The sequence below is a fragment of the Streptomyces sp. NPDC051207 genome (genome assembly GCF_040682395.1).
Lineage (GTDB): Bacteria > Actinomycetota > Actinomycetes > Streptomycetales > Streptomycetaceae > Streptomyces.
Genome location: NZ_JBFBAX010000009.1, coordinates 40,845 through 64,007, shown reverse-complemented (window position 1 = coordinate 64,007; position 23,163 = coordinate 40,845). Strand labels below are relative to the sequence as shown.

Here is a 23,163-nt window from a genome sequence, read left to right as displayed (position 1 = left end):
CTCCCTGTCGTGGCCGCGCTCACGGAGTGCGCAGGGCCACCGCGGCGCAGTGTCCTTCGGGGACGACGACGTCCGTGAGGAGCCATCCGGGTACGAGGGCCGGGTCGTGCCCCGCGCCCACGTAATCGGCTGACGGGTCCGCGGACAGGCCCACGCCGAGTCCCTTCAGGTAGGCCTCCTTGCGGGTCCACACCCGGGTGAAGGCGGCGGGCCGCTCGGCGGCGGGCAGCCGCGCCAGTTCCGCCGCCTCCCTGGGGTGCAGGACGTCCGAGGCCTCCAGGACGGTCGCCGGCGCCACCAGTTCCTCCACGTCCACGCCGACCGGCGCGGTCGCGAAGGCCAGCAGGCTCAGACCGGTGCAGTGCGAGAGCGAGAAGTGCAGCGCCCCGTCCGGCAGCACGGGTCTGCCGTGGGGTTCGTCGCAGTGCAGGCACGGTGCCCGCTCCACGGTGACGTCGCCCGGGGCGATGTCCAGGTAGGCGCCGAGCAGCCGCCTCAGGGCGACGTGCGCGCAGACGTAGGAGTCGCGGTCGGCGGCCCGTACGAACTCCGCCGCTCGCGCCAGTTCCTGGGCGTCCAGGGTGCCCGGCGCCTGCCGGTGGGCGTGCGACCGGTAGGCGGTGGTGTCCACGAGCCACACCTCCGGGCCGGGGGCGGGTGCCGGGGTTCGGCCGGGGACCGGTGCCGGGTGGTGGCCGGGGTCGGGTCCCGGGCCCGGGCCCGGACCGGTCAGCCGTCTCGGAAGCAGCAGTCGGGGAACGGTCAGCGTGGTCATGACCCTCCTTCAGGCGGCGGGCACGGGGGGCTTGGGGGCGTGGACGGGCGAATCGACGGGGGGCAGCAGCGCTTCGGTCCCGGGCACGGACGGCTCGGCGGCGGTCAGCGGCGATCCCGCGTCGCGAGCGGACGGTTCGGCCTAGGGCACGGACGGCTTGACCACGGACACCGACGGCTTGGCGGCCGACACGGACGCATCGCCGGCCGCAGTGGGCGATGCGGCGGCTGCCGTCGCGGGCTCCTCCGCCCTGGCCGGGTGCCGCAGGGCGAGGACGGCGGCCAGCGGGGAGACGAAGGCGATGGTGCCGCACAGCAGCCACGTGGTCTTGACGCCGAGGACGAGGGACAGGGAGCTGAACACGGCGATGGAGATCGGCGCGGTGCCGATGCCGGCCAGCGACAGCGTGGACATGGCGGCGCCCATCCGCTCCTCGGGCGCGGCCTGCTGGTAGAGGGTGACGATGGCGGGCCCGTTGAGCCCGGACAGCAGACCCACGGCGGCGGCGACCGCGGTGAGCGAGAGGGCCGACGGCATCAGCGCCATGACCAGGATGCCCGCGGCCAGTCCGGCGCCGGTCACGACCAGGCGGACGTACATCGGGATGCGGTGCGCCAGGATCGCGCCGAGCGCGCTGGAACCGAGGGCGCCCGCGCTGAAGGCGGCCAGCACCACGCCCACCGTGCCCACGCCCCAGCCGCGTTCGGAGACCAGCAGCGGCAGGGCGACCTCGGCGGGCCAGCTGAAGGCCATGTCCAGGGAGAGGGCGGCGATGAACATCCAGCGCAGCCGCGGGTGCGCGGCCAGCAGCCGGAAGCCGTCGCCGGAGCGCCGGACGAGGGAGATGCCGGGCTCCGGCTTCGGGCGCGCGAAGCCGTGGGTGACGTGCAGCAGGCAGCCGAGCCAGATCGCCCCGGTCACCGCGCCCGCGGCCATCGCGACCCACAGTTCTCCCGCCGCGATGAGGAACGCCCCGGCGGGGGCGCCGAGGATCGGGGCCACCCGGAGCACCATCGCGTACAGGGAGTTGGCGCGGGTCAGCTGCTCGCCGCGGGCGAGCATCGGCAGCAGGACGCCCGAGGCGGGTCCGGCCAGGCCCAGCAGCACCCCCTCGATCAGGGCGATCACCACCAGCGGCCACAGCGTCTGGGTGGTCGCGGTGACCACGGCGCCCACGGCCAGCAGTGCCACGCGAGCGCTGGTGGTGCGCAGCAGGACGAAGCGCGGGCCGATGGTGTCGGCGACCGCGCCGCCGAAGATGAGCATCAGGGCACGCGGCACGGTGGCGGCGAGCGTCAGCAGGGTGACCGCGCCGGTGCCGCCGAGTTCGACGGCGGTCCAGTTCATGGCGATGAGCAGGGCGAAGCTGCCGAACTGGACGGCGGCCTGGCCGCCGACCAGGGAGGCGACCCGTCCCCAGGGGACCGGAGGGTGCGCGGTGGTGTCCATGGACGTACCCGTTCTGTGGGAGTGGGTGAGTGAGGGAGGGGGTGGTGCGGGGACGAGGGCCGGGTTCAAGGGCGGTCGGCGGGGGGCCGGGTTCGGGAGCGACCGGCGGCAGCCCGTTTCAAGGGCTGCCGCCGGATTCAGGGCGGACCGGCGGCCAGCGCCCGTTGTACGGCCCTGCGGACGGCGCGCGCCGTGGCGGCGGTGCCGGGTGGCCTGCCGTAGGTGCGCAGCCGGAGCTGACCGCCCAGGTGGCCGAGCCCTGCTTCGGCAAGGGCTCGGGTCGCCACCGCGCCGACGGGGCCGGGGCCGCCGGCGGACTCGACGACGACACCCGGCAGCCCTTCGGGGCCGGTCAGCCGGAACCGGGCCCGTACCAGGGTCCGTCCGACGTCCGGCCGGCTCGTGGGCCACCGCCTCCCGTCCCTGCGGACGGCTGCCTTCCGTCGGCCTCGCAGCGCGCGGGCCTTCCGGCGACGTGTCGGGGGACGGTGGGCGCGACGGCCCGCAGGGGCACCCTTGGGGGCGAGGTCCGCGCCGCGCCCCGTGTCCGCCGCCTGTTCCCCGTCGCGTGCCGTCGGGCCGGGGCCGGTCACCGCAGGTCTCCGGCGTGGGTGGTGGCCGGCTCGGCGGGGTGGGCGGCGGTTGCCGCCGCCGGGTCCCACAGGTCGGCGGGGGCGAGGTCGGCGGCCCGGTACTTGCCGACCGCGCTGATCAGCAGCCGCAGTTCCAGGGCGAGGGCGTCCACGAGCCGGATCAGTCCCTCTTCGGGGTCCTCGTCCACGGCGAGCAGGGCCGCGCGGCCGAGGCCTGCCGCCGAGGCGCCCCGGGCGAGCGCGCGCATCGTCCGGCCGCCCTCCCAGATCCGGCCGGTGACCAGCAGGTCGCCGGTGGGCGGGCCGATGCGGCGCAGGCATTCGCCGAGCGGCAGTCCCACGTGGTCGAGGAAGACGCGCGGTGCCCAGCCGGTGCCGCCCTCGGCGCCGTCCACGGTGACCGCGTCGGCGCCGGCCTCCCAGGCGGTGGCGGCGGCCCGCGCGATGTCGCGGCCGGGGTGGAACTTCACCCAGGTGCGGGCGAGGGGGAAGTTGTTCCGCATGAACCGCAGTTGCTGGCGGACGATCTCCTCGGTGAAGGTGCCCGGGGTGGCGCAGCGCAGCTGCCGCTCCGGGGCGCCCAGGACGTCGTGCACGGCGAACTGCCCGGCGAGCCGCAGCGCTTCTTCGGCGCCGACCACGGTCATGCCGCCGAGGCCGGGCTTGGCGCCCTGGCCGACCTTGAGTTCGAAACCGAGCCGGCCGGAATCGCGCAGGGCGCGGGTGCCGGGGTCGCTGTAGAGGAGGTTCCACACCTCGGAGTCGGCGTCCTCGGTGGACTGCTGGACGACGACTCCGCCGGCCCCGTCGGGCACGGCCTCGGTGTAGGCGGCGATCCGTTCCAGCAGCGCCGAGCGGGTGGCGCCCGCGTCGGGGCCGCGCCGGTAGCCGTGCACCGGCACCATGTTCTCGCCGATCACCATCGGTATGCCCAGCCGGGCCGCCTGCCGGGCGGCGGCCGGTCCGAGGTCGCCGCTGCCCGCCCGGGTGGAGCCGAACGCGGAGAGGTAGAGGGGCAGCCGGGTGGTGAACCCGCCGGTCCGGCCGGTCAGGTCGACGTCGTCGTGGGAGGGCTCGCGGCCGAGGTCGATCAGTTTCTCCAGGCGGCGCGGCATGAACACCGGCGGGACGATCCGCAGCCGGTCCAGGCCGTCGGGGATCCCGGGGGTGTCCGGTGGGGCGGGGTGCGCGGCGCCGAACAGTTCGCCGCCGTACGCCCGCGCCGGAGGGAAGACGGTCGCCGTGCCGGTGCGGGCGCGGGCCCGGACCTGCTCCTCCGGGAACCCGGTCGCGTGCAGGCCGGTCACGGCGCGATCACCCCCGGCAGCTTCGGGTAGGCGCTGACCTGCCACAGGGCGTCCAGCCCGGTCAGGAAGCGGACCAGGCGCTGCAGTCCCATGCCGAACCCGGCGCTGGGGCTGAGGCCTTCGCGGGCCAGGTCCAGGTACCAGGCGTACTTGGCGGGGTTCTCGCCGCTCTCCCGCATCCGTGTCACGAGGGTCGCGTAGTTCGACTCGCGTTCGCTGCCGCTGACCAGTTCGCCGTAGCCGCCGTGCGCGATCAGGTCGAAGTTGCGCAGCACGCCGGGGTTGCCGGGGTCCTCGCGGTCGTAGAAGCCGCGTGAGCCCTTCGGGTAGTCGTTGACGAAGAAGGGGCGGTCGGCCTCCAGGGACAGCAGGTGTTCGCCGGCCCAGTCGATCTCCGCGTCCGGGCTCTGCGGGTGGCCGTTCGCCAGCAGCCGGGCGACCGCCTCCTCGTGGGTGCGGACATCGCACTTGCCGGACCGCAGCTCGGCGAAGTCCAGCTCGTCGCGGCCCAGTCCGCGCAGCACGTCGGGCACGGCCGTCCAGACGTGCTCCACGACGTGGGTCAGCAGACCGGCCGCGATCTCCTGCACGTCCTCGCGGGTGCCCGACGCCAGCTCCACGTCGATCTGGTGGAACTCCACCAGGTGCCGGCCGGTGCCGGCGGTCTCGGGCGGTTCCACGCGGACGTTCGGCGCGATGTAGAACAGCCGCGGAAAGCCCTTCAGTGAGGCCTGCTTGTAGAGGATGGCGCTGGTCATCAGCTTGTACGGCTGTCCGTAGTAGTCGACGTCGAGGGCCTTGGCGCCTCGGCCGCCGGGGTCGGTGACCGGCCCGACGAGCGGTGGCAGCAGCTCGACGAAGCCCTCGCCGCGCAGGAACTCCCGCGCCGCGTGGAGGGCTTCCTGCTGCACCAGCATCGCGGATCGCAGGGTCGGCGAGGCCAGGTGCTCGCCCAGCGCGGGAGGGGTGGTGAGGTCCATGTCGTCTCCTTGTCCGGTGGGGAAATGGGCGGGCCGGGCGTGTTCGGGGGCCGGGAGGGGGCCGGGTGGCCGGTCGTAGCGGTCCGCGACCGCGTCGAGGGCCCGCAGCAGCCCGGCGGAGGTCATGAGGACGCGGGCGCCGGGTGCCGCGTACGGCGCCACGGGCATCCGGCCGACGTCGGACCAGTGCAGCCGCCCGTCGGGGCCGAGGAAGCTGCGGCTGCGGCCCGCGTTGTCCGGGTGCAGGCAGTACGGGACGTCCAGCACGCCGCGTGCGAACGCGGTCCGCAGGGCGCGCCCCGGGTCGTCGGAGAGTTCCAGCACGGCCTCCAGGAAGGCCCGGGCCTCCCGGTAGACCTCGCTGCCGGTGGCGGCGGGGCGGCCCTGGCCGTACGGCGCACGGGCCGCCGCGGTCGCCGCGGTCGCCGCCGTCTCGAGGGCGCGGACGTTCTCCGCGACGGTCGGGATGCGGTGCGCCTCGGCGGCCGTCTTCACGATCAGCCGCTGGGCCCCGGCGCGGACCGCGAGTCGCGCCGAGTCCTGGAGCAGCCGGGTGGCGCCGTGCCGGGTGCGGGGGAAGACGCCCATGTAGGTGTAGAGCACCACGTGCCGCTCCACGTCGGCGGGCAGGAACTCGTCGGCCAGCCGGCGCAGCGCCCGTACCGCCTCCGCGTCCTGCGTGGTGTCGGTCTGCTGGGCGTAGCTGAGGGAGACGCTGCGGATGCCGTGCCGGGCGAAGAACAGTCCCTCCAGCAGGCTGAGCGCGATCAGCAGGCCCGGTGGGCAGAGCTGGCCGAGCATGCAGCCGCCGAAGCTCTCCAGGTGCGGGACGCGGGGCGCGGGCACCAGGGTGGCCAGCAGCTCGCAGGCGCGGGCCCAGTTGGCCACGGACTCGGCGAGCGGGGTACGGCCGTAGGGCAGGCAGTAGGAGACGGGGCCGCCCTCGGTGGCGTCGAGTCCCGCGGCGGTCAGGGCGCGGATGATCGGCTCGGGCCGGGAGGAGCCGTGCCGGACCTGGACGGGGAAGGCGGAGGCCGCTGTTCCGTGCAGCAGGCCGCGGGTGACGTCCGCGGGGTGGGTGGCGATGGGGTAGCCGTTGAGCGGGAGGCCCTCGGCGAGCGCGGCGCGCGCGGCGGCGAGGTCGCCGACCCGGGTGTAGCTGTCGATGGTGAGGGTGCCGACGGTGGTGGCGACGGCGGAGCGGGTTTGTTCCAGCCCGTCGCGCATCACCCGGGGGTCGCTGAAACCCATACGGGGCTGCACCACGAGCCGGCCCGCGGCGGCCGCGGCGGCGACGAACTGCCCGAACGACACGCCCTCGGCGGGCGGGACCTGGCTCCGGTCGGCGGTCGCGGGCGACGGGACCGCGCTCCGGTCGGCGAGCGCGGGCGGTGCGGCCGGGCTCCGGTCGGCGAGCGCGGAGGGCGGGACCGGGCTCCGGTCGGCGAGCGCGGCCGGTGGGGCCGCGTCGGGGGCGGCGAGACCGGCGGCGGTGCTCACGCGGCGGCCCGCCGGTCGAATGCCCGCTCCAGCCAGCTCCGCAGGGCCGCGGTGTCCCCGTCGTCGAAGACGGCCGCGCACCCGGCCGCCAGCAGCCGGCGGCGGCGCTCGGGGTCGGCCTGCCCGGCGACGCCCAGCTTGCCGCCGATGACCACCGTCGTGTGCAGGCCTGCCGCGCGCAGGGCGCGCACGGCGTTCAGCCCGTCGCGGTACCCGTGCCCGTTCACGCTGCTGATGACGACCAGCTCGGGCCGCTCGGCCGCGCAGACACCGGTCAGCAGCTCGTCGGTGACGCAGGGACCCAGGTTGCGCACCTGGTGTCCCAGCTCCTCCAGGAACAGCTGGAGGTAGACGAGGTTCCAGGTATGGGAGTCCGAGGCCGTACCGGTCAGCAGGGTTCGCACATTCCGTCGTGGCATGGTCAGAAATATAGATTCCCAGCGGATTACCGAGGGGAAGTTTCGGCGGCAGTCCGACGGCAGGTGAAATGCACGTCCGACGGGCATGAAAAAGCCGCGCCCCGTGGTCTCACGGGGCGCGGCCGGCGACGCAAACAATTCTCGGCGGGCAGGTTCAGGAATACTGCGCGACCAGACTCAGCGGGCGGATGTCGGTCCAGTTCGCGGCCACGTACGCCAGGGCCTCGGCCCGCGCACCCGGTCCCCATACCACGTCCCAGCCTGCGGGAACGTCCGCGAAGACCGGCCACAGGGCGTGCTGGCCCTCCGCGTTGACCACGACGTGGAAAACACCCTCGGCGTCATCAAAAGGATTGGTCATGACAGGCTCCTCAATTTCTCGGAAAGGATACGGCCGATCAGGGCGAGCGGCTCGGGTTCTCCCATTCTGAGGTGGGGAACCCCGATCAGGTGGTTGTCGACAGTGCCGTCGACATAGGGAATCCATCGCTGGACGAGGGTGTTCTCCGTTTCTCCTTCCTCCAGCGCCCCCAGGAACACCAGGTCGGTTCTCACCGGGCGCGGGGAGTACAGGTTCATGATTTCGGCGTGGTCGATGGACGCGCCGATCACCGAGCGGATCTCCTCGTCGGAGAACGCGCCGAGCACCGGGTCCGTGAGCCGGACCAGATCGATGAGGGCCGCCACGTCGAAGGGGGCGTCCTCGGGTTCGTCCGACGCGTCGCCGACGAGCATCTCGCGCTTCTGCGCCGGGGTCATGCGGCGCCGTTGCGGCTCGGTCGGCAGCAGGTGGACGTCCATCATCGCCAGCAGGTCGGTGCGCTCGCCCAGCTCGGCCAGGCGCGCGGCCAGGGCGTGGGCGACGGTGCCGCCGAAGGACCAGCCGAGGAAGCGGTAGGGGCCGTGCGGCTGGACCTCGCGGATCAGCGTCAGGTAGTCCTCGGCCATCTCCTCCACCGACTGCGGGGAGTGGCCCAGCTCGCCGAGGGCCCGTGCCTGGACGGCGTAGAGCGGCTGGTCGGGGCCGAGGTGCGGGGCGAGGCCCGCGTACGTCCAGCCCACGCCCGTGCCCGGGTGGATGCAGAACAGCGGTGGCCGGCTGCCCCTGGTCTGGAGGGGGAGCAGGACGCCCATCGGGTCGAAACCGCTCGGTTCGTCGGCCAGCAGCCCGGCCACGGTCGGGGTGCGGAACAGGTCGCGTACGCCCAGGTCGAGGCCGAGCACCGACCGCATCCGGCTGATCAGGCGGACGCCGAGCAGGGAATGACCGCCCAGGGTGAAGAAGTTGTCGTCGATGCCGACGTCCGCGACGCCGAGCACTTCGCCGAAGAGGCCGCACAGCACTTCCTCGCGCGGGGTGCGCGGGACCCGGCCGGTGGTGCGTACGGCCGGTGCGGGGGCGGGGAGGGCCTTGCGGTCGGGTTTGCCGTTGACGGTCAGCGGGATCGCGTCGAGCAGCACCGCCGCCGAGGGCACCATGTGTTCGGGCAGCTCGTCCGCCGCCCACCGCAGCAGGTCCGGGCCGGTCAGGTCGTGTCCGGCGCGCGGCACGGCGTAGGCGACCAGCCGTTTGCCGCCGGGGCCGTCGTCGAGGACCACCACCGCCGCCTGCCCGACGGCCGGGTGCCGGGCGAGGGACGCCTCGATCTCGCCGGGTTCGATGCGGAAGCCGCGCAGCTTGACCTGGCCGTCGGCGCGGCCGAGGAAGCGCAGTTCGCCGTCGGGGGTCCACTGCACGAGGTCGCCGGTGCGGTACATGCGCCCGCCGTCCGCGCCGAACGGGTCGGCCACGAACCGCTCGGCCGTCAGTTCCGGCCGGCCGACATAGCCGCGCGCCACCTGGGTGCCGGCGATGTACATCTCGCCCGCCACGCCCACCGGCACGGGCCGCAGCCGCTCGTCCAGGACGTAGACGCGGGTGTTGTCGAGGGGCAGGCCGAGGTGGACGGCGTGGAGGGTGCGTTCGGTGACGGTGAAGCGCTGGTGGTGGGAGGCGAAGGTGGTCTCGGTGGGGCCGTAGCTGTGCACCAGGACGGTGTCCGGGCAGTGCGTGAGCACCCGCTGGAGTGCCTCGGGGGAGGCGACGTCTCCGCCGGTCCACACCTCGTCGAGGAGTTTGAGGGTGTCGAGCCCTTCGTCGGCCAGGATGTGGAACAGGCCCATGGTGAAGTAGGCGGCCGTCACGCCGTGGGTGCGGACGGTGTGGTCGATCTCGGCGAGGTCCGTGCCGTCGCCCGGGCAGATCACCAGCTGCCCGCCGCCGAGCAGCGGCACCCACAGTTCGTAGGTGGAGGCGTCGAAGCCGATCGCCGAGTGCACCAGCATGCGGCGGTGGTGTTCACGGTTCCAGCAGCGGTCGGTGGCCAGTTCCACGACGTTGCGGTGGGTCACGCCGACGCCCTTGGGCCGGCCCGTGGAGCCGGAGGTGAACATGATGTACGCCAGCGCGTCCTCCCCGACCGCCACGTCCGGGGCGTCCCCGCGCGCCGCGTCGACCGCGCCGGGGGCGTCCGCCGCCAGCACCCGCACCCCGGCCGCCGCCTCCGCGGTCACCGACGGCGCGCTGAGGTGCGCCTGCTGGGTGAGCAGGACGGTCGCGCCGGTGTCCTGCGTCATCATGCGCACCCGCGCCTGGGGCAGCCTCGGGTCCATCGGCACGTATGCCGCGCCGCACTTGAGCACCGCCAGCGCGGCCACCGGCAGCAGCGGGGTGCGGTCCATCAGCACAGCGACCGCGGCGTCCCGGCCGACGCCGGCGGCGAGCAGGGTGTGCGCCAGGGCGTTGGCGCGGGCGTCCAGCTCGGCGTAGGTGACCTGCTCGTCGCCGTGGCGCAGGGCGATCCGGTCGGGGGTGCGGCGGGCCTGGGCGGTGAACCGCTCGTGGAGCAGGCCGCAGGCGGCGCGCGGGGTGGCCGTGTCGTTGTAGTCGGTCAGCAGCCGGAACTCGTCCTCGGGCGTCAGCAGCGCGATGTCGGCGATGCGCTGCGCCGGGTCCTCGGCGACGGCGCGCAGGGTCCGCTCCAGGTGGGCGGTGAGGGTCCGGGCGGTGCCGGCGTCGTAGAGGTCCGTGGCGTACTCCAGTACGCCGGTCAGGCCCGCGGCGGTGCCGTCCGGGGTCCGGGTCTCCTGGAGGGAGACCGTCAGGTCGAACTTGGTGAATCCGGAGTCGGTGCCCAGCGGGGTGCCGGACAGGGCGGTGCCCGTCGCGGTCGCCGGGCCGGCCGGTTCGACCTGCACGATGGTCTGCACGAGCGGGTGCCGGTCGGTGGAGCGGCGGGGGTTGAGCCGTTCCACCACCAGGTCGAAGGGCAGTTCCTGGTGGGCGAAGGCCGCCAGGTCCGTGGTGCGCACCCGGTCCAGCAGGTCGGCGAACCGGGGGTTGCCGGAGGTGTCGCAGCGCAGGACGAGGGTGTTGACGAAGAACCCGACCAGATCGTCGAGGACTTGGTCGTCGCGGCCCGCGACGACCGTGCCGAGCGGCAGGTCGGTGCCGGCTCCGTGCCGGGTGAGCAGCGACGCCAGGGCCGCCTGCACGACCATGAACAGGGTGGCGCCGTGGTCCAGGGCGAGCCGCTCCAGCCGGGCGTGCACGTCCGCGTCCAGGTGCACGGGCAGGTACGCGCCGCGCCGGGACGCCTCCGCGGGACGGATTCCGGCCGGGGTGGGCGCCAGGGCTTCGGGGGCGCCCGCCAGGGTGTCGCGCCAGAAGGCCACGTGCTCGTCGGCGGCCGTGCCGTCCAGGGCGGCGTGTTCCCACAGCGTGTAGTCGGTGTACTGCACGGGCAAGGGCCGCCACCGCGGTGCCCGCCCGGCCTCGCGCGCTTCGTAGGCGGCGGCGAGGTCCGCGAGCAGCGGGCCGGTGGACCAGCCGTCGGCGGCGATGTGGTGGACCTGGAGCACCAGGATCTGCCCGGCTTCCGCCTCGGTGACGAGGGTGGCCCGCAGCGGCAGGTCGGCGGCCAGGTCGAAGACGTGTCCCGCGGCGGCGTCCACGGCGTCCGCCGCGCCGCCCGCCGGGCAGTCCACGAGGTCCAGCGGGGGCCGGGCGGCGGCGCCGGTCAGCACGCGCTGGTACGGCTCGCCGTCCACCGCCGGGTAGACGGTGCGCAGGACCTCGTGCCGTCCGGCCACGTCGGCCAGCGCCTCGGCGAGCACGGCCGCGTCCAGCGGCCGGTCCAGGCGCAGGGCGAAGGGGATGGTGTAGGAGCGGCTCGGGCCCTCCATCTGGTCCAGGAACCATAGCCGGCGCTGCGCGTACGACAGCGGCACCCGCTCGGGCCGCAGGTGCTCCGGTACCGGCACCGGTCCCGGGCGCCCGGACGGCGAGCCCTGCTCTGCCAGGCGGGCCGCCAGCTTGCGAGGGGTGGGGGCGAGGAACAGGTCCCGGATGCGGGCGTGGACGCCCAGGGTGGCGCGGATGCGGTTGATCAGGCGGATGCCGTGCATCGAGTGCCCGCCCACCGTGAAGAAGTTGTCGTCCGGGCCGACCTGGCCGCGGCCGATCACCTCGGCGAACAGGGTGCGCAGCGCGTCCTCGGCCTCCGGCCGCCCGGTGACGGTGGTGCGGGCCCGGTCGGTCTCCTCCCGCCGCCGGGCGCGGTGCAGTCCTGCGCGCAGGGCGGTGATCCGGGTCTGCTCGGCCGGGGTGGGCAGCCGGTGTGCGGCGGCGGGGGCGTGCGGGTCGGCGGCGGCCCGTTCCAGGGCGCGGACGAACAGGTCGAGGAGCAGCCGGGCCGTCTCGGGTGCGAACAGGTCGGCGGCGTACTGCCACCACACCTTCAGCGTGCCGTCGGGCAGGACCACGCAGGAGGCGCTGAGGTCGAACTTGGCCGCCTCGAGCCCGGTTTCGGCGAACCGCCCGGCCAGCGGGCCTCCGGTCGCGCCGCCCGAGCCGTCGTCGGTCTCGGCGGTGAGCATCACCTGGAAGAACGGGTTCACGGCGAGGCCGCGCTCCGGTGCCAGGTGCTCCACCAGCAGGTCGAAGGGGAAGTCCTGGTGGGCGTAGGCGGCCAGGTCCGCGTCCCGGGTCCGCTCCACCAGCCCGGCGTACGACAGCGGCCCCGACACGTCGGTGCGCAGCACCAGGGTGTTGACGAAGAAGCCCACGAGGCCGTCCAGGGCCTCGTCGCCCCGGCCCGCGACGGGGGTGCCGACGGCGATGTCCTCCCCGGCCCCGGCGGCGGCCATGGCCAGCGCGAGGGCCGGCTGGAGCACCATCAGCAGGCTGGCCCCGTGTTCCTCGCCGAGGGCGGTGAGCCGGCGCAGTGCGTCGGGCCCGAGGGTCGCGGTCAGGGTGGCGCCGGTGCCGGTGGGTTCGGCCGGGCGGGGCCGGTCCGCGGGCAGGTCCAGCACGGTGGGCATGCCGTCGAGCGCGGCCCGCCAGTGCGCCAGCGCCGCGTCCGGGTCGGCGAGCAGGTCCCGCTGCCACAGGGTGTAGTCCGCGTACTGCACCGGCAGCGGCTCCCAGTCGGGGGCGGCACCGGCGCGGCGGGCCGCGTAGGCGGCGCCCAGGTCGTGCAGCAGGGGGCCGACGGACCAGCCGTCGGTGGCGATGTGGTGGGTGAGCAGGACGAGCGTCGCCCGCCGGTCGCCGTCCGTGTCGGTCCCGGTGAGCAGCAGGGCGGCGCGCAGCGGCAGGTGGCGGGCCAGGTCGAAGGTGCCGGAGGTGAAGCGGGTCACCTCGGCCGTGACGTCCCGCTCGGCGCAGCTCCGCACGTCCAGCGGGACGGGCGGCGCGTCGAGGACGTGCTGGTACGGCTCGCCGTCGACGGCCGGGTACACGGTCCGCAGCACCTCGTGCCGCTCCACCAGGTCACCGAGGGCCGCGGCAAGTGCCTCCGTGTCGGGCACCTCGTCCAGCCGCAGCACCACCGGCAGGTGGTAGGTGGTGGAGGGGCCTTCCAGCGCGGCGAGGAACCACAGCCGGCGCTGCGCGTAGGACAGCGGCACCCGGTCCTCGGCGGGCGGCGGGTCCCCGGCGTCCACGTCGTAGGCCGGGTCCGGTACGGCGGCCGGGGCGGGCGGGACCGGTACGGCGCCCGGGGCGGGCGGGACCGGTACGGCGCCCGGGGCGGCCGGGACCGGCCGTGCGGCCCGGGCTCTGAGCGCCTTGCGGTCGATCTTGCCGGACGAGGTGCGGGGCAGCGCGTCCACCGTGGTGAACGTCCCGGGCACGGCCGCGGCGGGCAGCGACCGCCGGGTGTGCTCGCGCAGGGCGTCCGGGTCCGTGCCGTCCTCCGCGACGACGAAGGCGGCCAGTTGCTTCCCGCCGCCGGGTGCGTCGACGGCCACCGCGGCCGCCTCGCGCACGGCCGGGTGACCGGAGAGCACCGACTCCACGGACGCCGGGTCGACGCGATGGCCGTTGATCTTCACCTCGTCGTCGGCGCGGCCCACGAAGCCGAGCTGCCCGTCCTCGCGGACGCGCACCAGGTCGCCGGTGCGGTAGGCGCGTTCCCCGCCGAGCCGGGTGAAGCGGCGGTCCGTCAGTTCCGGCCTGCCCAGGTAGCCCCGGGCCAGTCCGCCGCCCAGCAGCCACAGCTCACCGTCCACCACGGCGGCCCGCACCCCGGGCAGCGGAGTGCCGATCGGCACCGGGCCGCCCGGGTGCCGGGACAGGTCCGCGACGGTGGCGACGACGGTCGCCTCGGTGGGCCCATAGGTGTTCAGCAGGCGCACCCGCCGCGGGTCCACGGCCGCGCACCACTGGGCCACGCGCTCGGGCAGCGCCGCCTCACCGCCGATGATCACGGTCCGCAGCGTCGGCGGCAGATCGACGAGTCCGGCGGCCAGTGCGTGCGCCAGCTCGTGCCAGTACGCCGTGGGCAGGTCGAGCACGGTGACGCCGTGGGCGGCGCAGCCCGCCAGCAGCCCCGGCACGTCGAGCATCTCCTCGTCCCGCAGGACGAGCGTGGCGCCCGCGCCGAGGGTCAGGAACACCTCCTCCACGCTCGCGTCGAAGTGCAGCGGGGCGAACTGGAGCGTGACGTCGTCGGCGGTGATGCCGTACGCGGCGGTGGCCGCGGCGGTGAAACGGGCGAGCGCGTCCTGCCCGACGACCACGCCGTTCGGGGTGCCGGTGGAACCCGAGGTGTAGATGACGTACGCCGCCTCGGGGTCGACGCCCGGGCCGGGCAGCACGCACTCGCCGTCGACGGCCGCGAGGTCGGTCCCCGTGCAGTCGGCGAGGACGGCGGCGGTGCGGGTGGCGGGGGCGGCGGGGTCGAGCGGCAGGTAGGCGGCGCCCGTCCGCAGGGCCGCGAGCAGCCCCACGACGGCGGCGATTCCGCGCGGGCGGCTGACGGCGACCAGGCGTCCCGGCCCGGCCCCCCGCGCGGCCAGCTCGTCGGCGCGGATCGCCACGGCGAGGGCCAACTGCCCGTAGGTCATGCGGCGCTCGCCGTGCACGAGGGCGATCCGCTCGGCGTCCTGCCCGGCGATCCGGTCCAGGACGCGGGGCGCCGGGAGGGGCGCCGGGCCGCCGTCCAGAACGGCGGACGCGGTGGGGGCGGTCGAGGGCATCGCGGAGCCTCCAGGCGAAGGGTCGGGGGGAGCGGGTGACTGGGTGTGCTCCCACGCTAGGGACACCGGACGGGCCTGAGAGGCAGTCCCCGAGGCAGCTCCACGGCGACCGCACGGGCCGGCGCTGCCCCTCCCCGCCCCTGACTGCCGCCGAAGCTGCCGGAGCGTGGCGGTACGGCGGGGCTGCCGCAGCCGGGACCGTACGAGGCGGCTCCGCAGCCGGGGCCCTATGACGCTGCTGTCGCAGCCGGGGCGGACGGCGCGCGAAAGCCCGGAGCACGTGACCACAAGGGACGGTCACGTGCTCCGGGCAGCGGGTGCGGCCGGCCGCACAGGGTGGGACCTACGCCCTCCGTACCGGCGTCCCGCCGCGCGTGCGTCGGCGCAGGGGCGGCGGCGTGGGCGGGACCGGGCCGGTGGGGGCCCGGTCGACGCCCGCCGCGAGGTGGGCGGCGAGCTTCGCCGGGGTCGGGTGGCGGAACACCTCCCGCAGGGTCACCTCGCGGCCCAGTTCCGTCCGGACCCGGTTGACCAGGCGGACCGCCAGCAGGGAGTGCCCGCCCGCCTTGAAGAAGTTGTCGCCCGGACCCATGGCACGCCCGTCGAGCACCTCCGCGAACAGGCGCAGCACGTGGGTCAGCAGGGTCTCCCCCGGCCCGTCCGGTGCCTCGGCGGTTTCCTCCGGTGCCGGGTCCGTCAGGGTGATCACGGCGGGCACGGTGTACTCCGGCAGGCGGTCGGCGGCCCACGCCTGGAGTTCGGCCTGGGTGACGGCCGGGCCGGTGACCCGTGCGGTGACCCGGCCGGCCTCGACCCGGACGTCGGCGTCGCGCACCGCGGGGTGGGCGTTCAGCACCGCCGCCACGTGCCGTACGTCGATCCGGTAGCCGTCGGCCCAGGGTTGCTCGCCGCGCGGGTCGGGCGGGGCGGGCAGGTCGGTGACCCGTGCCCCGGGGTCGGCGGCGAACAGTTCCAGTGCCGTCGTCAGCAGCCCTGTGAGCCGCGCCGCGCCGGAGGGCCCGTAGAGGTCCGTGGCGTATTCGAGGACGCCCGCGAGGGAGCCGTCCGGCTGTTCCGTCAGCGCGAACGTCAGGTCGGACTTGGCGGTCCCCGACCCGTGCGGCAGCTCGGTGCCGGCCAGGGGGCCGGTCGGGGCGGCGCCCGGGTCGGAGAGGGTGTCGAGGCGGAGCATGATCTGCACCAGCGGGTGGTGCGCGGAGGAGCGGTGCGGGTTGAGGTGCTCCACCAGGAGGTCGAAGGGCAGGTCCTGGTGGTCGTAGGCGGCGAGGCCGGCGTCGCGGACCCGTTCCAGCAGGGTGCCGAAGTCGGGGTCGGCGGAGGTGTCGGTGCGCAGTACCAGGGTGTTGACGAAGAAGCCGACCAGCCCGGACAGCGCCTCGTCGGCGCGTCCGGCGACGCTCGTGCCGATCGCCAGGTCGGTGCCCGCGCCGAGCCGGGTCAGGCACGCGGCCAGGGCCGCCTGTACGGCCATGAACGGGGTGGCGCCCCGGGCCCGCGCCGTGCGCACGAGGGCCCGGTGGGTCACGGCGGGCACCGTGAACCCGGTGAGCGCGCCGCGGCCCGAGGGCAGTGCCGGACGGGGCCGGTCGGTCGGCAGGTCGGTGAGCGGCGGCAGGCCCGCCAGGGCGCCTTCCCAGAACCGCAGAGCGCGGTGGGCTCCGCCGTCCGCCAGCAGCCGCCGCTGCCACAGGGTGTAGTCGGCGTACTGGAGCGGCAGCGCCGGTACGTCCGCTGCCCGGCCGGCCGCGCGTGCCTCGTAGGCCGCGGAGAGGTCGGCGAGCAGGGGTCCGGTGGACCAGCCGTCGGCGGCGATGTGGTGCAGGAGCAGTACCAGGGTCTGCGGGCCCTCGCCCTGGGGGTGGAACAGCCAGGCCCGCAGCGGGATGTCCCGGGCCAGGTCGAAGACGTGCGCGGCGGCGGCGTCCACGGCTGCCGTCACGTCCGCGGGCCGGCCCAGTTCCAGGTGGGGGCGCGCCTGCTCCAGCACCCGCTGGTGGGGCTCGCCCCCTTCGGTGCCGTACACGGTGCGCAGTACTTCGTGCCGCTCGGCGACGTCGGCGAGCGCGTCGGCGAGGGTCATCGGGTCCAGCGGGCGGTCCAGTTGCCGTACGAGGGCGATGTTGTAGGTGGCGGAGGGTCCCTGGAGCTGGTCGACGAACCACAGGCGGCGTTGCGCGTACGACAGCGGCAGCCGCGCGGGGCGTTCGCCGGGGGGCACGGCGGTGGGTGCGGGCCGGGTCGCGGTGCCGGTGCCGTTCTCGGTCAGGCGGCGGTGCAGGGCGGCGGGGGTGGGGGCGAGGAACAGGTCGCGGATGCCGGCCTGGACGCCGAGCACCGCCCGGACCCGGTTCGCCAGCTTCCCGGCGAGCAGGGAGTGCCCGCCGGACTTGAAGAAGTTGCTGTGGGCGGTGAACTCCTCCCCTCGGCCGAGTGCCTCGGCGAACAGGGCGGTGAGGATCTCCACGCGGGGGGTGGTGCTGGTGCCCGTGGGGGTGCTGTCGGCGGGCCGCGTGGTGGCCGCCGCCGCGAGCGCCGTGCGCCGGGCGGTGAGGGCGTGTTCCTCCTCGGCCGTGACCAGGGACAGCTCCGACAGCCTCCGTTCGGCGCCGCCGGCGGTGAAGGCCCGCAGGGACCGTGTGAACACCTCCAGCAGCGTCTCGGCGGTGCGCGCGTCGAACAGGTCGCGGGCGTACTGGAGGTGCAGGTCCAGTCCGGCGGGACCGCCGTCCGGGGTGCGGCGCACGGCGCAGTGGAAGGAGAGGTCGAACTTGGCGGCGCCCAGGTCGGTGCTGGTGGCCTCGGCGGTGAGGGCGCCGAGTCCGGCCCGTTCGGCCGCCGCCTCCTGCACGGTCAGCATCACCTGGAAGAAGGGGTGTTCGCCCAGCGCCCGGCCCGGTTCCCCGAGCTTTTCCACGAGCACGTCGAAGGGCAGGTCCTGGTGGTCGAAGGCGGCCAGGTCGGTGTCGCGGACCCGGTCGACCAGCTCGCCGACCAGCGGGTCGCCGGACAGGTCGGTCCGCAGTACCAGGGAGTTGACGAAGCAGCCGACCAGGTCGTGCAGGTCCTGGTGGGAGCGGCCGGCCGCGGGTGTGCCCACCGCGAGGTCCGTTCCGGCGCCGACGGCCGACAGCGCCGTGGCCAGCGCCGCGCGGGCCACCATGAAGAGGCTGGCCCGCCGTTCCCGCGCCAGCGCCGCCAGCCCGCGGTGGGTGTCCGCGTCGAGGGCCGCCGTGACCGCGGCTCCGCGTCCCGTGGGCTCCGGCGGCCGGGGCCGGTCGTAGGGCAGGGCGGTGCGCGGGGGCAGGCCGTCCAGGGCCTGCCGCCAGAAGTCCAGCAGCCGTTCGCGGGCCGGTCCGGCCAGCAGTCGGCGCTGCCACAGGGCGAAGTCGGCGTACTGCACGGGCAGGGCCCGCCACTGCGGTGCCCGCCCGGCGAGCCGCGCCTCGTACGCCTCGCCCAGGTCCCGCAGCAACGGCGCCAGCGACCAGCCGTCGGTGGCGATGTGGTGCACCAGCAGCACCAGCACGGCCGTGCCGTCGCCCGGCAGGAACACCCGTACCCGCAGGGGTCCGTCGGTGGTGAGGTCCAGCTGCTCGCGGCCGAACGCGGCCACCCGCGCGTCGGTCTCGCCGGCCGGGCACTCCTCCCACCGCGGCGGTCCGCCCGGGCACTGGTCCGCGGGCAGCACCCGCTGGTACGGCTCGCCCGCCTCGGCCCCGTACACCGTCCGCAGCACCTCGTGCCGTTCCCGGACGTCGGCCAGGGCGGCGGCGAGCGCGCGCCGGTCGGGCACGCCGTCGAGGCGCAGGACGAGCGGCGCGTTGTAGCGGGCCGAGGTGCCCTCGATGCGGCCGAGCAGCCACAGGGCGCGCTGGGCCGCCGACAGCGGCAGCGGGGCCGGGCGTTCCGCGGCCGGTACGGCGGTCAGCGCGGGCCGGTCGGCCGGGCCGGCGCCCTCGGCCGTCCCGGTCAGGCGGCGGTGCAGGGCGGCGGGGGTGGGCGCGAGGAACAGGTCGCGGATGCCGAGCTGGAGGCCGAGTGCCCCGCGGACGCGGTTGACCAGCCTGCCCGCGAGGAGGGAGTGTCCGCCGCTGCGGAAGAAGTTGGCGTCCGCGGCGAGGCAGTCGCGGCCCAGCACCTCGGCGAACAGTCCGCACAGGATCTCCTCGCGCGGGCTCAGGACGTCCGCCCGTACCGGCGCGGGACCGTCCCCGGCGGCGGGCGCCGTCCGGCGGGCGCGCTCGCGCCGGGCCGCGAGGCCGCGCAGCTCCTCGGCGGTCAGCGCCTCCAGCCCGGACAGGCGGCGCAGCGGTTCGGCGGCGAAGACGGCGAGGGTTTTGAGGTGGGCGTCGAGCAGGAGACGGGCGGTGGCCTCGTCGAAGAGGTCCTCGGCGTAGGTCAGGGCCACGGTGATGCCGTCGGGGCGGCCGTCCGGAGTGTGCTGTTCGGCGCAGTACCAGGTCAGGTCGAACTTCGCGGCGTCCAAGCCGGTGTCGGCCGTGCGGCCGGTGATGCCGTCGGCCAGGCGGACGGCGGTGGCGTCGGCGCCGTCCGCCGCGACGGTCAGCATCACCTGGAAGAAGGGGTGGTGCCCGAGGGCCCGTTCGGGTGCCAGCTTCTCCACCAGCACGTCGAACGGCAGGTCCTGGTGCTCGTAGGCGGCCAGGTCGGTGTCGCGGACCCGGTCCACCAGATCGGCCACGGTCGGGTCGCCGGTCAGGTCGGTGCGCAGGGCGAGGGAGTTGACGAAGAACCCGACCAGTTCGTACAGGTCCTCCTCGGGCCGGCCGGCGACGGGCGTGCCGATCACCACGTCCTCGCCCGCCCCGGCCGCGGCCAGTGTCGCCGCCAGCGCGGCGCGGGCCACCATCGTGAGGGTGGCCCGGCGTCCGCGGGCCAGGGCGAGCAGCCGGCCGTGGGCCGCCGCGTCCAGCCGGCCGGTGACGGTGGCGCCGCGCCCGGACGGCTCCGCGGGGCGGGGCCGGTCCGACGGCAGGTCGATCAGGGGCGGCGCGCCGGCCAGGGCGTCGCGCCAGTGGGCGAGTTGCTCGGCGGCCAGGCTGTCCGGGTCGTCCGGGTCCCCGAGCACGTCGTGCTGCCACAGCGTGTAGTCGGTGTACTGCACGGGCAGCGGCTGCCAGTCGGGGGCCCGGCCCGCGCGCCGGGCGTCGTACGCGAAGGCCAGGTCGCGCAGCAGCGGGCGCAGGGACCACCCGTCGGTGGCGGCGTGGTGGATCAGCAGGACGAGGACCGAGGATCCCGGGGTGCCGGGGGCCCGGCCGCCGGACCGGAACAGCCGGGCGAGCAGCGGCGGCTCGGCGCAGATGTCGATCGCCTGCCGGGCGAACGCGGCGACGGCGGCGTCGCGTCGGCCGGGCTCGTGGTCCTCGACGGTCAGGGGACCGACGGCGGCGGCCTCCCGGACGTGCTGGTACGGCTCCCCGTCGGCGTCGGCCGCCAGGACCGTCCGCAGCACCTCGTGCCGCTCGACCACGTCGGCCAGGGCGGCCCGCAGGGCGCCGGTGTCCGGGACGCCGTCCAGGTGGAGCACGACGGGGGCGTTGTAGGCGGCGGAGGGGCCGTGCAGCCGGCCCAGGAACCACAGCCGGCGCTGGGCGAACGACAGCGGGATCACGGTCATCGTCCTTACGCGTCCTGGCCCGGCGCGGCGGCGACGAGCGTGTCGATGTGGGCGGCGAGGTCGCGCAGCCGGGGGTTGGCGTAGACGGCCTTGACGGGGAGGGTGACGCCGAGTTCGGCGCGCACGCGCGACACCAGTTTGATGGCGAGCAGGGAGTGCCCCCCGAGCTTGAAGAAGTTGTCGTCGGGGCCGATGCCGGTCTTGCCGAGCACGGTGGACCAGACCCCGGCGATCAGCGCCTGGGAGCGGGTCAGGGCCGGGCCCGCGGCGGTCCCGGCGGGGGCGGCGGTGGCCGCCCGGGCGTGGGCGGGCAGCGCGGTCCGGTCGAGTTTGCCCTGGGTGGTGGTGGCGAAGCGGTCCACGGCGACGAAGGCGGCGGGCACCATGTAGGCGGGCAGTTCGGCCGCCAGGCGGGCCCGCAGGTCCGCCGCGTCGACGGGTCCGGCCGCCGGGTCCTGCGGGCGGTGGTAGGCGACCAGGCCGGGGGCGCCGTCGACCTCGTCGCGCAGCACGACCACGGCCTCGGCGATCTCCGGCTGTGCCGTCAGTACGGCCTCGATCTCGGGCAGTTCGATGCGGTGCCCGCGCAGCTTGACCTGGCCGTCGGCGCGCCCCAGGTAGGCCAGCCGCCCGTGCGGCAGCAGCCGGACGCGGTCGCCGGTGCGGTACATGCGCCCGCCGTCGCCCGCCGGGTCGGCCACGTACCGTTCGGCCGTCAGCACCGGGCGGCGCCGGTAGCCCCGGCCCACCCGCGGGCCCGCCAGGTACAGTTCGCCGCTGCCGCCGGGCGGGACCGGGTTCAGCGCGTCGTCCAGCACTCTCATGCGCAGGCCGGGCAGCACCGACCCGATGTGCGGCTCGTCGGCGGCGTCGATCCAGCCCGCGGTGGAGTCCACGGTGCACTCGGTGGGCCCGTACAGGTTGACCGCGCGCAGCACCCCGGCGGCGGCCCGGTCGCCGATGCGGCGCCACAGGGCGGGGCCGATCGCCTCGCCGCCGATGAGCAGCGTCAGGGGGCGGGGGCCGCCCCCGTCGGTGAGCAGGTCCAGCAGCGGCTCGGCGTGCGAGGGGGTGATGTCCAGGTCGGTCAGGCCCTGCTCGTCGACGAACCGGGCCAGCAGCACGGGGTCGGCACGGGTGTCGTCGTCGATCATGACGAGCGTGTCGCCGCGGCACAGCCGTACCCATTGCTGCACGGAGGCGTCGAAGGACGGCGAGGCGTTCCAGCCGACCCGGCCGTGACCCGGGACGGCGATCCCTTCGTACTCCAGTTCGGCGAGCAGGGCCGAGACGGCGGACCGGTCGATCTCCACGCCCTTGGGGCGGCCGGTGGAACCGGACGTGTAGATGACGTACGCGAGGTGGTCGCCGGACACGGGCACGGGCCGGTAGGCGTCCTCCGGGTCGCCGTCGGCGGCGATGAGGTCTTCGACGGCCGGGGCGAGGAGGTCGGAGACGGTGACGTGCGCGGTGTCCGGCGCCAGGGGCCCGGCGGTGTCGTCGGCGGTGACGACCAGGTCGGCCCCGGAGTCCTCGACCAGGTAGCGGCGGCGGTCGGCGGGGAGCTTGGGGTCCACGGGCAGGTAGGCGGCGCCCGCGGTCAGGGTGCCGATCAGCGCGGCCACCAGGTCCGCGCCGCGCGGCAGGGCGAGCGTCACGACGCTCTCGGGGCCGATGCCGCGGGCGGCCAGCCGGCCGGCGATCCGCATGGCCTCGGCGCGCAGCGCGGCGAAGGACAGCTCACGGTCGGCGGCGACCACGGCGGTGCGGGCGGGCGGGGCGAGGGCCAGGCGGTCCAGCAGGTCGGTGACGGACGGGGTGGCGGCGGGCGCGGGCGCGGTGCGGGGGCGCTCGGGGAGGACGGCGGTCATGGCGGTGGTCACTTCCCGGTGAAGACGGTGGTGGACGGCTGGGTGGTGGGGGCGCAGTCGGCCAGGGCCACCGGCTCGCCCATGGCGACGAGGATCTTCCGGTCGCCCTGGAACGCCTCGCGTCCGTGGGCGCACAGCAGGTTGTCGACGAGCATCAGGTCACCCTGCTGCCAGGTCTCCCGCACGGTCACCCGGTCGTAGACGGCGTTCACGGCGTCGACCTCCTCGTCGGTGAGGCGGCTGCCGTCGCCGAGATAGGTGTTGAACGGCAGGCCGTCCTCGCCGTACGTGTCCACCAGGACGTCACGGACGTCCGGGTCGAGGGTGCGGCTGTTCCAGAACGCGAAGTGGTTGAACCAGCAGCGCTCACCGGTCACCGGGTGGGTGACGATCGCGGAGCGGCGCTGGCGGGTGACCAGGGAGTCGTCGCCGAGCCACTCGAAGCCGACGGTGTTGTCCGCGCAGTAGGCCTCGGCGACGGCCTTGTCCTCGGTGGCGAAGGTCCGGTACCAGGGCAGGCCCGCCAGCTCGGAGTAGTTGCGGACCAGCAGCCAGCCCATCTCCTCGAAACGGGCGACCAATTCCGGCGGCAGCAGCCGCAGCGCCTCGCGCATGTCGCCGACCGTGGTGGCGCCGCCCTCCTCGGGCGCGGTCACGCAGCCGAACAGGAGCACGCCGGGGAAGTCCAGGGTGTAGCTGTTCTCGTTGTGCAGCCGGATCGGCTGGACGGCGGGCAGGTCGGTGGAGGAGAACACGCCCTCGCCGAAGTCGGTGCGCGGGGTGGCCTTCTCCTTGTAGCCGGCGCGCCGGGTGATCAGGGCGTCGCGGGCGGCGGCGAAGCTCGCGGCGTCCTGCACGGGCAGGCCGCGCAGCAGGACCGCCCCGGAGCGGTGCAGCTCGGCCTGGATGGCGTCGCGGTGGGCGGTCAGCCAGGCCACCGCCGCGTCGAGGCCGTCGGTGGGCGGGACGTGCACGACGACGGGCTTGCCGGGCTCACGGACCGGGTCGACCGTGTCCGGGGCGAGGGCGGCGGGTGCGGGGGCGTCAGCGTGAAGGGTCATGAGAAGTCCTTGAGGTGAGTGCGTC

General features: G+C 75.4%; 11 protein-coding genes. All 11 read right to left on the bottom strand.

Features of this window, described 5'->3' with window-relative positions:
- Window positions 1-19: 19 nt before the first annotated feature.
- Window positions 20-775, bottom strand: coding sequence for a 4'-phosphopantetheinyl transferase superfamily protein (locus AB0M97_RS11675; protein WP_365960616.1), 756 nt, complete (start codon window positions 773-775; stop codon window positions 20-22).
- 141 nt (window positions 776-916) lie between these two features.
- Window positions 917-2,224 (bottom strand): MFS transporter, encoded by a 1,308-nt coding sequence (locus AB0M97_RS11670; RefSeq protein ID WP_365960615.1) that lies wholly within the window; start codon window positions 2,222-2,224, stop codon window positions 917-919.
- Window positions 2,225-2,361: 137 nt separating this feature from the next.
- The gene (locus AB0M97_RS11665; protein ID WP_365960614.1) at window positions 2,362-2,511 is read right to left on the bottom strand and encodes a hypothetical protein; all 150 of its coding nucleotides are present in this window, start codon (window positions 2,509-2,511) and stop codon (window positions 2,362-2,364) included.
- A gap of 302 nt (window positions 2,512-2,813) precedes the next feature.
- Entirely contained in the window at window positions 2,814-4,124 is a 1,311-nt protein-coding gene (locus tag AB0M97_RS11660) for a glutamate synthase-related protein (RefSeq protein WP_365960613.1), read from the bottom strand.
- A complete protein-coding gene (locus AB0M97_RS11655) occupies window positions 4,121-6,604 on the bottom strand; it encodes an amino acid--tRNA ligase-related protein (protein WP_365960612.1) in 2,484 nt (827 codons plus the stop codon). The genes AB0M97_RS11660 and AB0M97_RS11655 overlap by 4 nt, the downstream gene beginning before the upstream one ends.
- On the bottom strand, window positions 6,601-7,023 hold the full coding sequence (locus tag AB0M97_RS11650) for a cobalamin B12-binding domain-containing protein (protein ID WP_365960611.1): 423 nt from the start codon (window positions 7,021-7,023) through the stop codon (window positions 6,601-6,603). The genes AB0M97_RS11655 and AB0M97_RS11650 overlap by 4 nt, the downstream gene beginning before the upstream one ends.
- A 154-nt stretch (window positions 7,024-7,177) precedes the next feature.
- On the bottom strand, window positions 7,178-7,384 hold the full coding sequence (locus AB0M97_RS11645) for an MbtH family protein (protein WP_365960610.1): 207 nt from the start codon (window positions 7,382-7,384) through the stop codon (window positions 7,178-7,180).
- Window positions 7,381-14,544: an amino acid adenylation domain-containing protein gene (locus AB0M97_RS11640; protein WP_365960609.1), complete on the bottom strand. Its 7,164-nt coding sequence runs from the start codon at window positions 14,542-14,544 to the stop codon at window positions 7,381-7,383. Before AB0M97_RS11640 ends, AB0M97_RS11645 begins: the two co-directional genes overlap by 4 nt.
- Window positions 14,545-14,887: 343 nt before the next feature.
- Complete coding sequence (locus AB0M97_RS11635) at window positions 14,888-20,206, bottom strand: condensation domain-containing protein (RefSeq protein WP_365960608.1); 5,319 nt, start codon at window positions 20,204-20,206, stop codon at window positions 14,888-14,890.
- A 5-nt stretch (window positions 20,207-20,211) separates the two neighbouring features.
- Window positions 20,212-22,077: an amino acid adenylation domain-containing protein gene (locus tag AB0M97_RS11630; protein WP_365960607.1), complete on the bottom strand. Its 1,866-nt coding sequence runs from the start codon at window positions 22,075-22,077 to the stop codon at window positions 20,212-20,214.
- Between the two features lie 8 nt (window positions 22,078-22,085).
- A complete protein-coding gene (locus AB0M97_RS11625; protein WP_365960606.1) occupies window positions 22,086-23,138 on the bottom strand; it encodes a TauD/TfdA family dioxygenase in 1,053 nt (350 codons plus the stop codon).
- Window positions 23,139-23,163 lie beyond the last annotated feature (25 nt).

What these genes read in the sequence shown, in the direction of transcription:
- AB0M97_RS11675 (WP_365960616.1), bottom strand. Translation starts at nt 775, where the DNA reads ATGACCACGCTGACCGTTCCCCGACTGCTGCTTCCGAGACGGCTGACC.
- AB0M97_RS11625 (WP_365960606.1), bottom strand. Translation starts at nt 23,138, where the DNA reads ATGACCCTTCACGCTGACGCCCCCGCACCCGCCGCCCTCGCCCCGGAC.
- AB0M97_RS11670 (WP_365960615.1), bottom strand. Translation starts at nt 2,224, where the DNA reads ATGGACACCACCGCGCACCCTCCGGTCCCCTGGGGACGGGTCGCCTCC.
- AB0M97_RS11630 (WP_365960607.1), bottom strand. Translation starts at nt 22,077, where the DNA reads ATGACCGCCGTCCTCCCCGAGCGCCCCCGCACCGCGCCCGCGCCCGCC.
- AB0M97_RS11645 (WP_365960610.1), bottom strand. Translation starts at nt 7,384, where the DNA reads ATGACCAATCCTTTTGATGACGCCGAGGGTGTTTTCCACGTCGTGGTC.
- AB0M97_RS11640 (WP_365960609.1), bottom strand. Translation starts at nt 14,544, where the DNA reads ATGCCCTCGACCGCCCCCACCGCGTCCGCCGTTCTGGACGGCGGCCCG.
- AB0M97_RS11635 (WP_365960608.1), bottom strand. Translation starts at nt 20,206, where the DNA reads ATGACCGTGATCCCGCTGTCGTTCGCCCAGCGCCGGCTGTGGTTCCTG.
- AB0M97_RS11650 (WP_365960611.1), bottom strand. Translation starts at nt 7,023, where the DNA reads ATGCCACGACGGAATGTGCGAACCCTGCTGACCGGTACGGCCTCGGAC.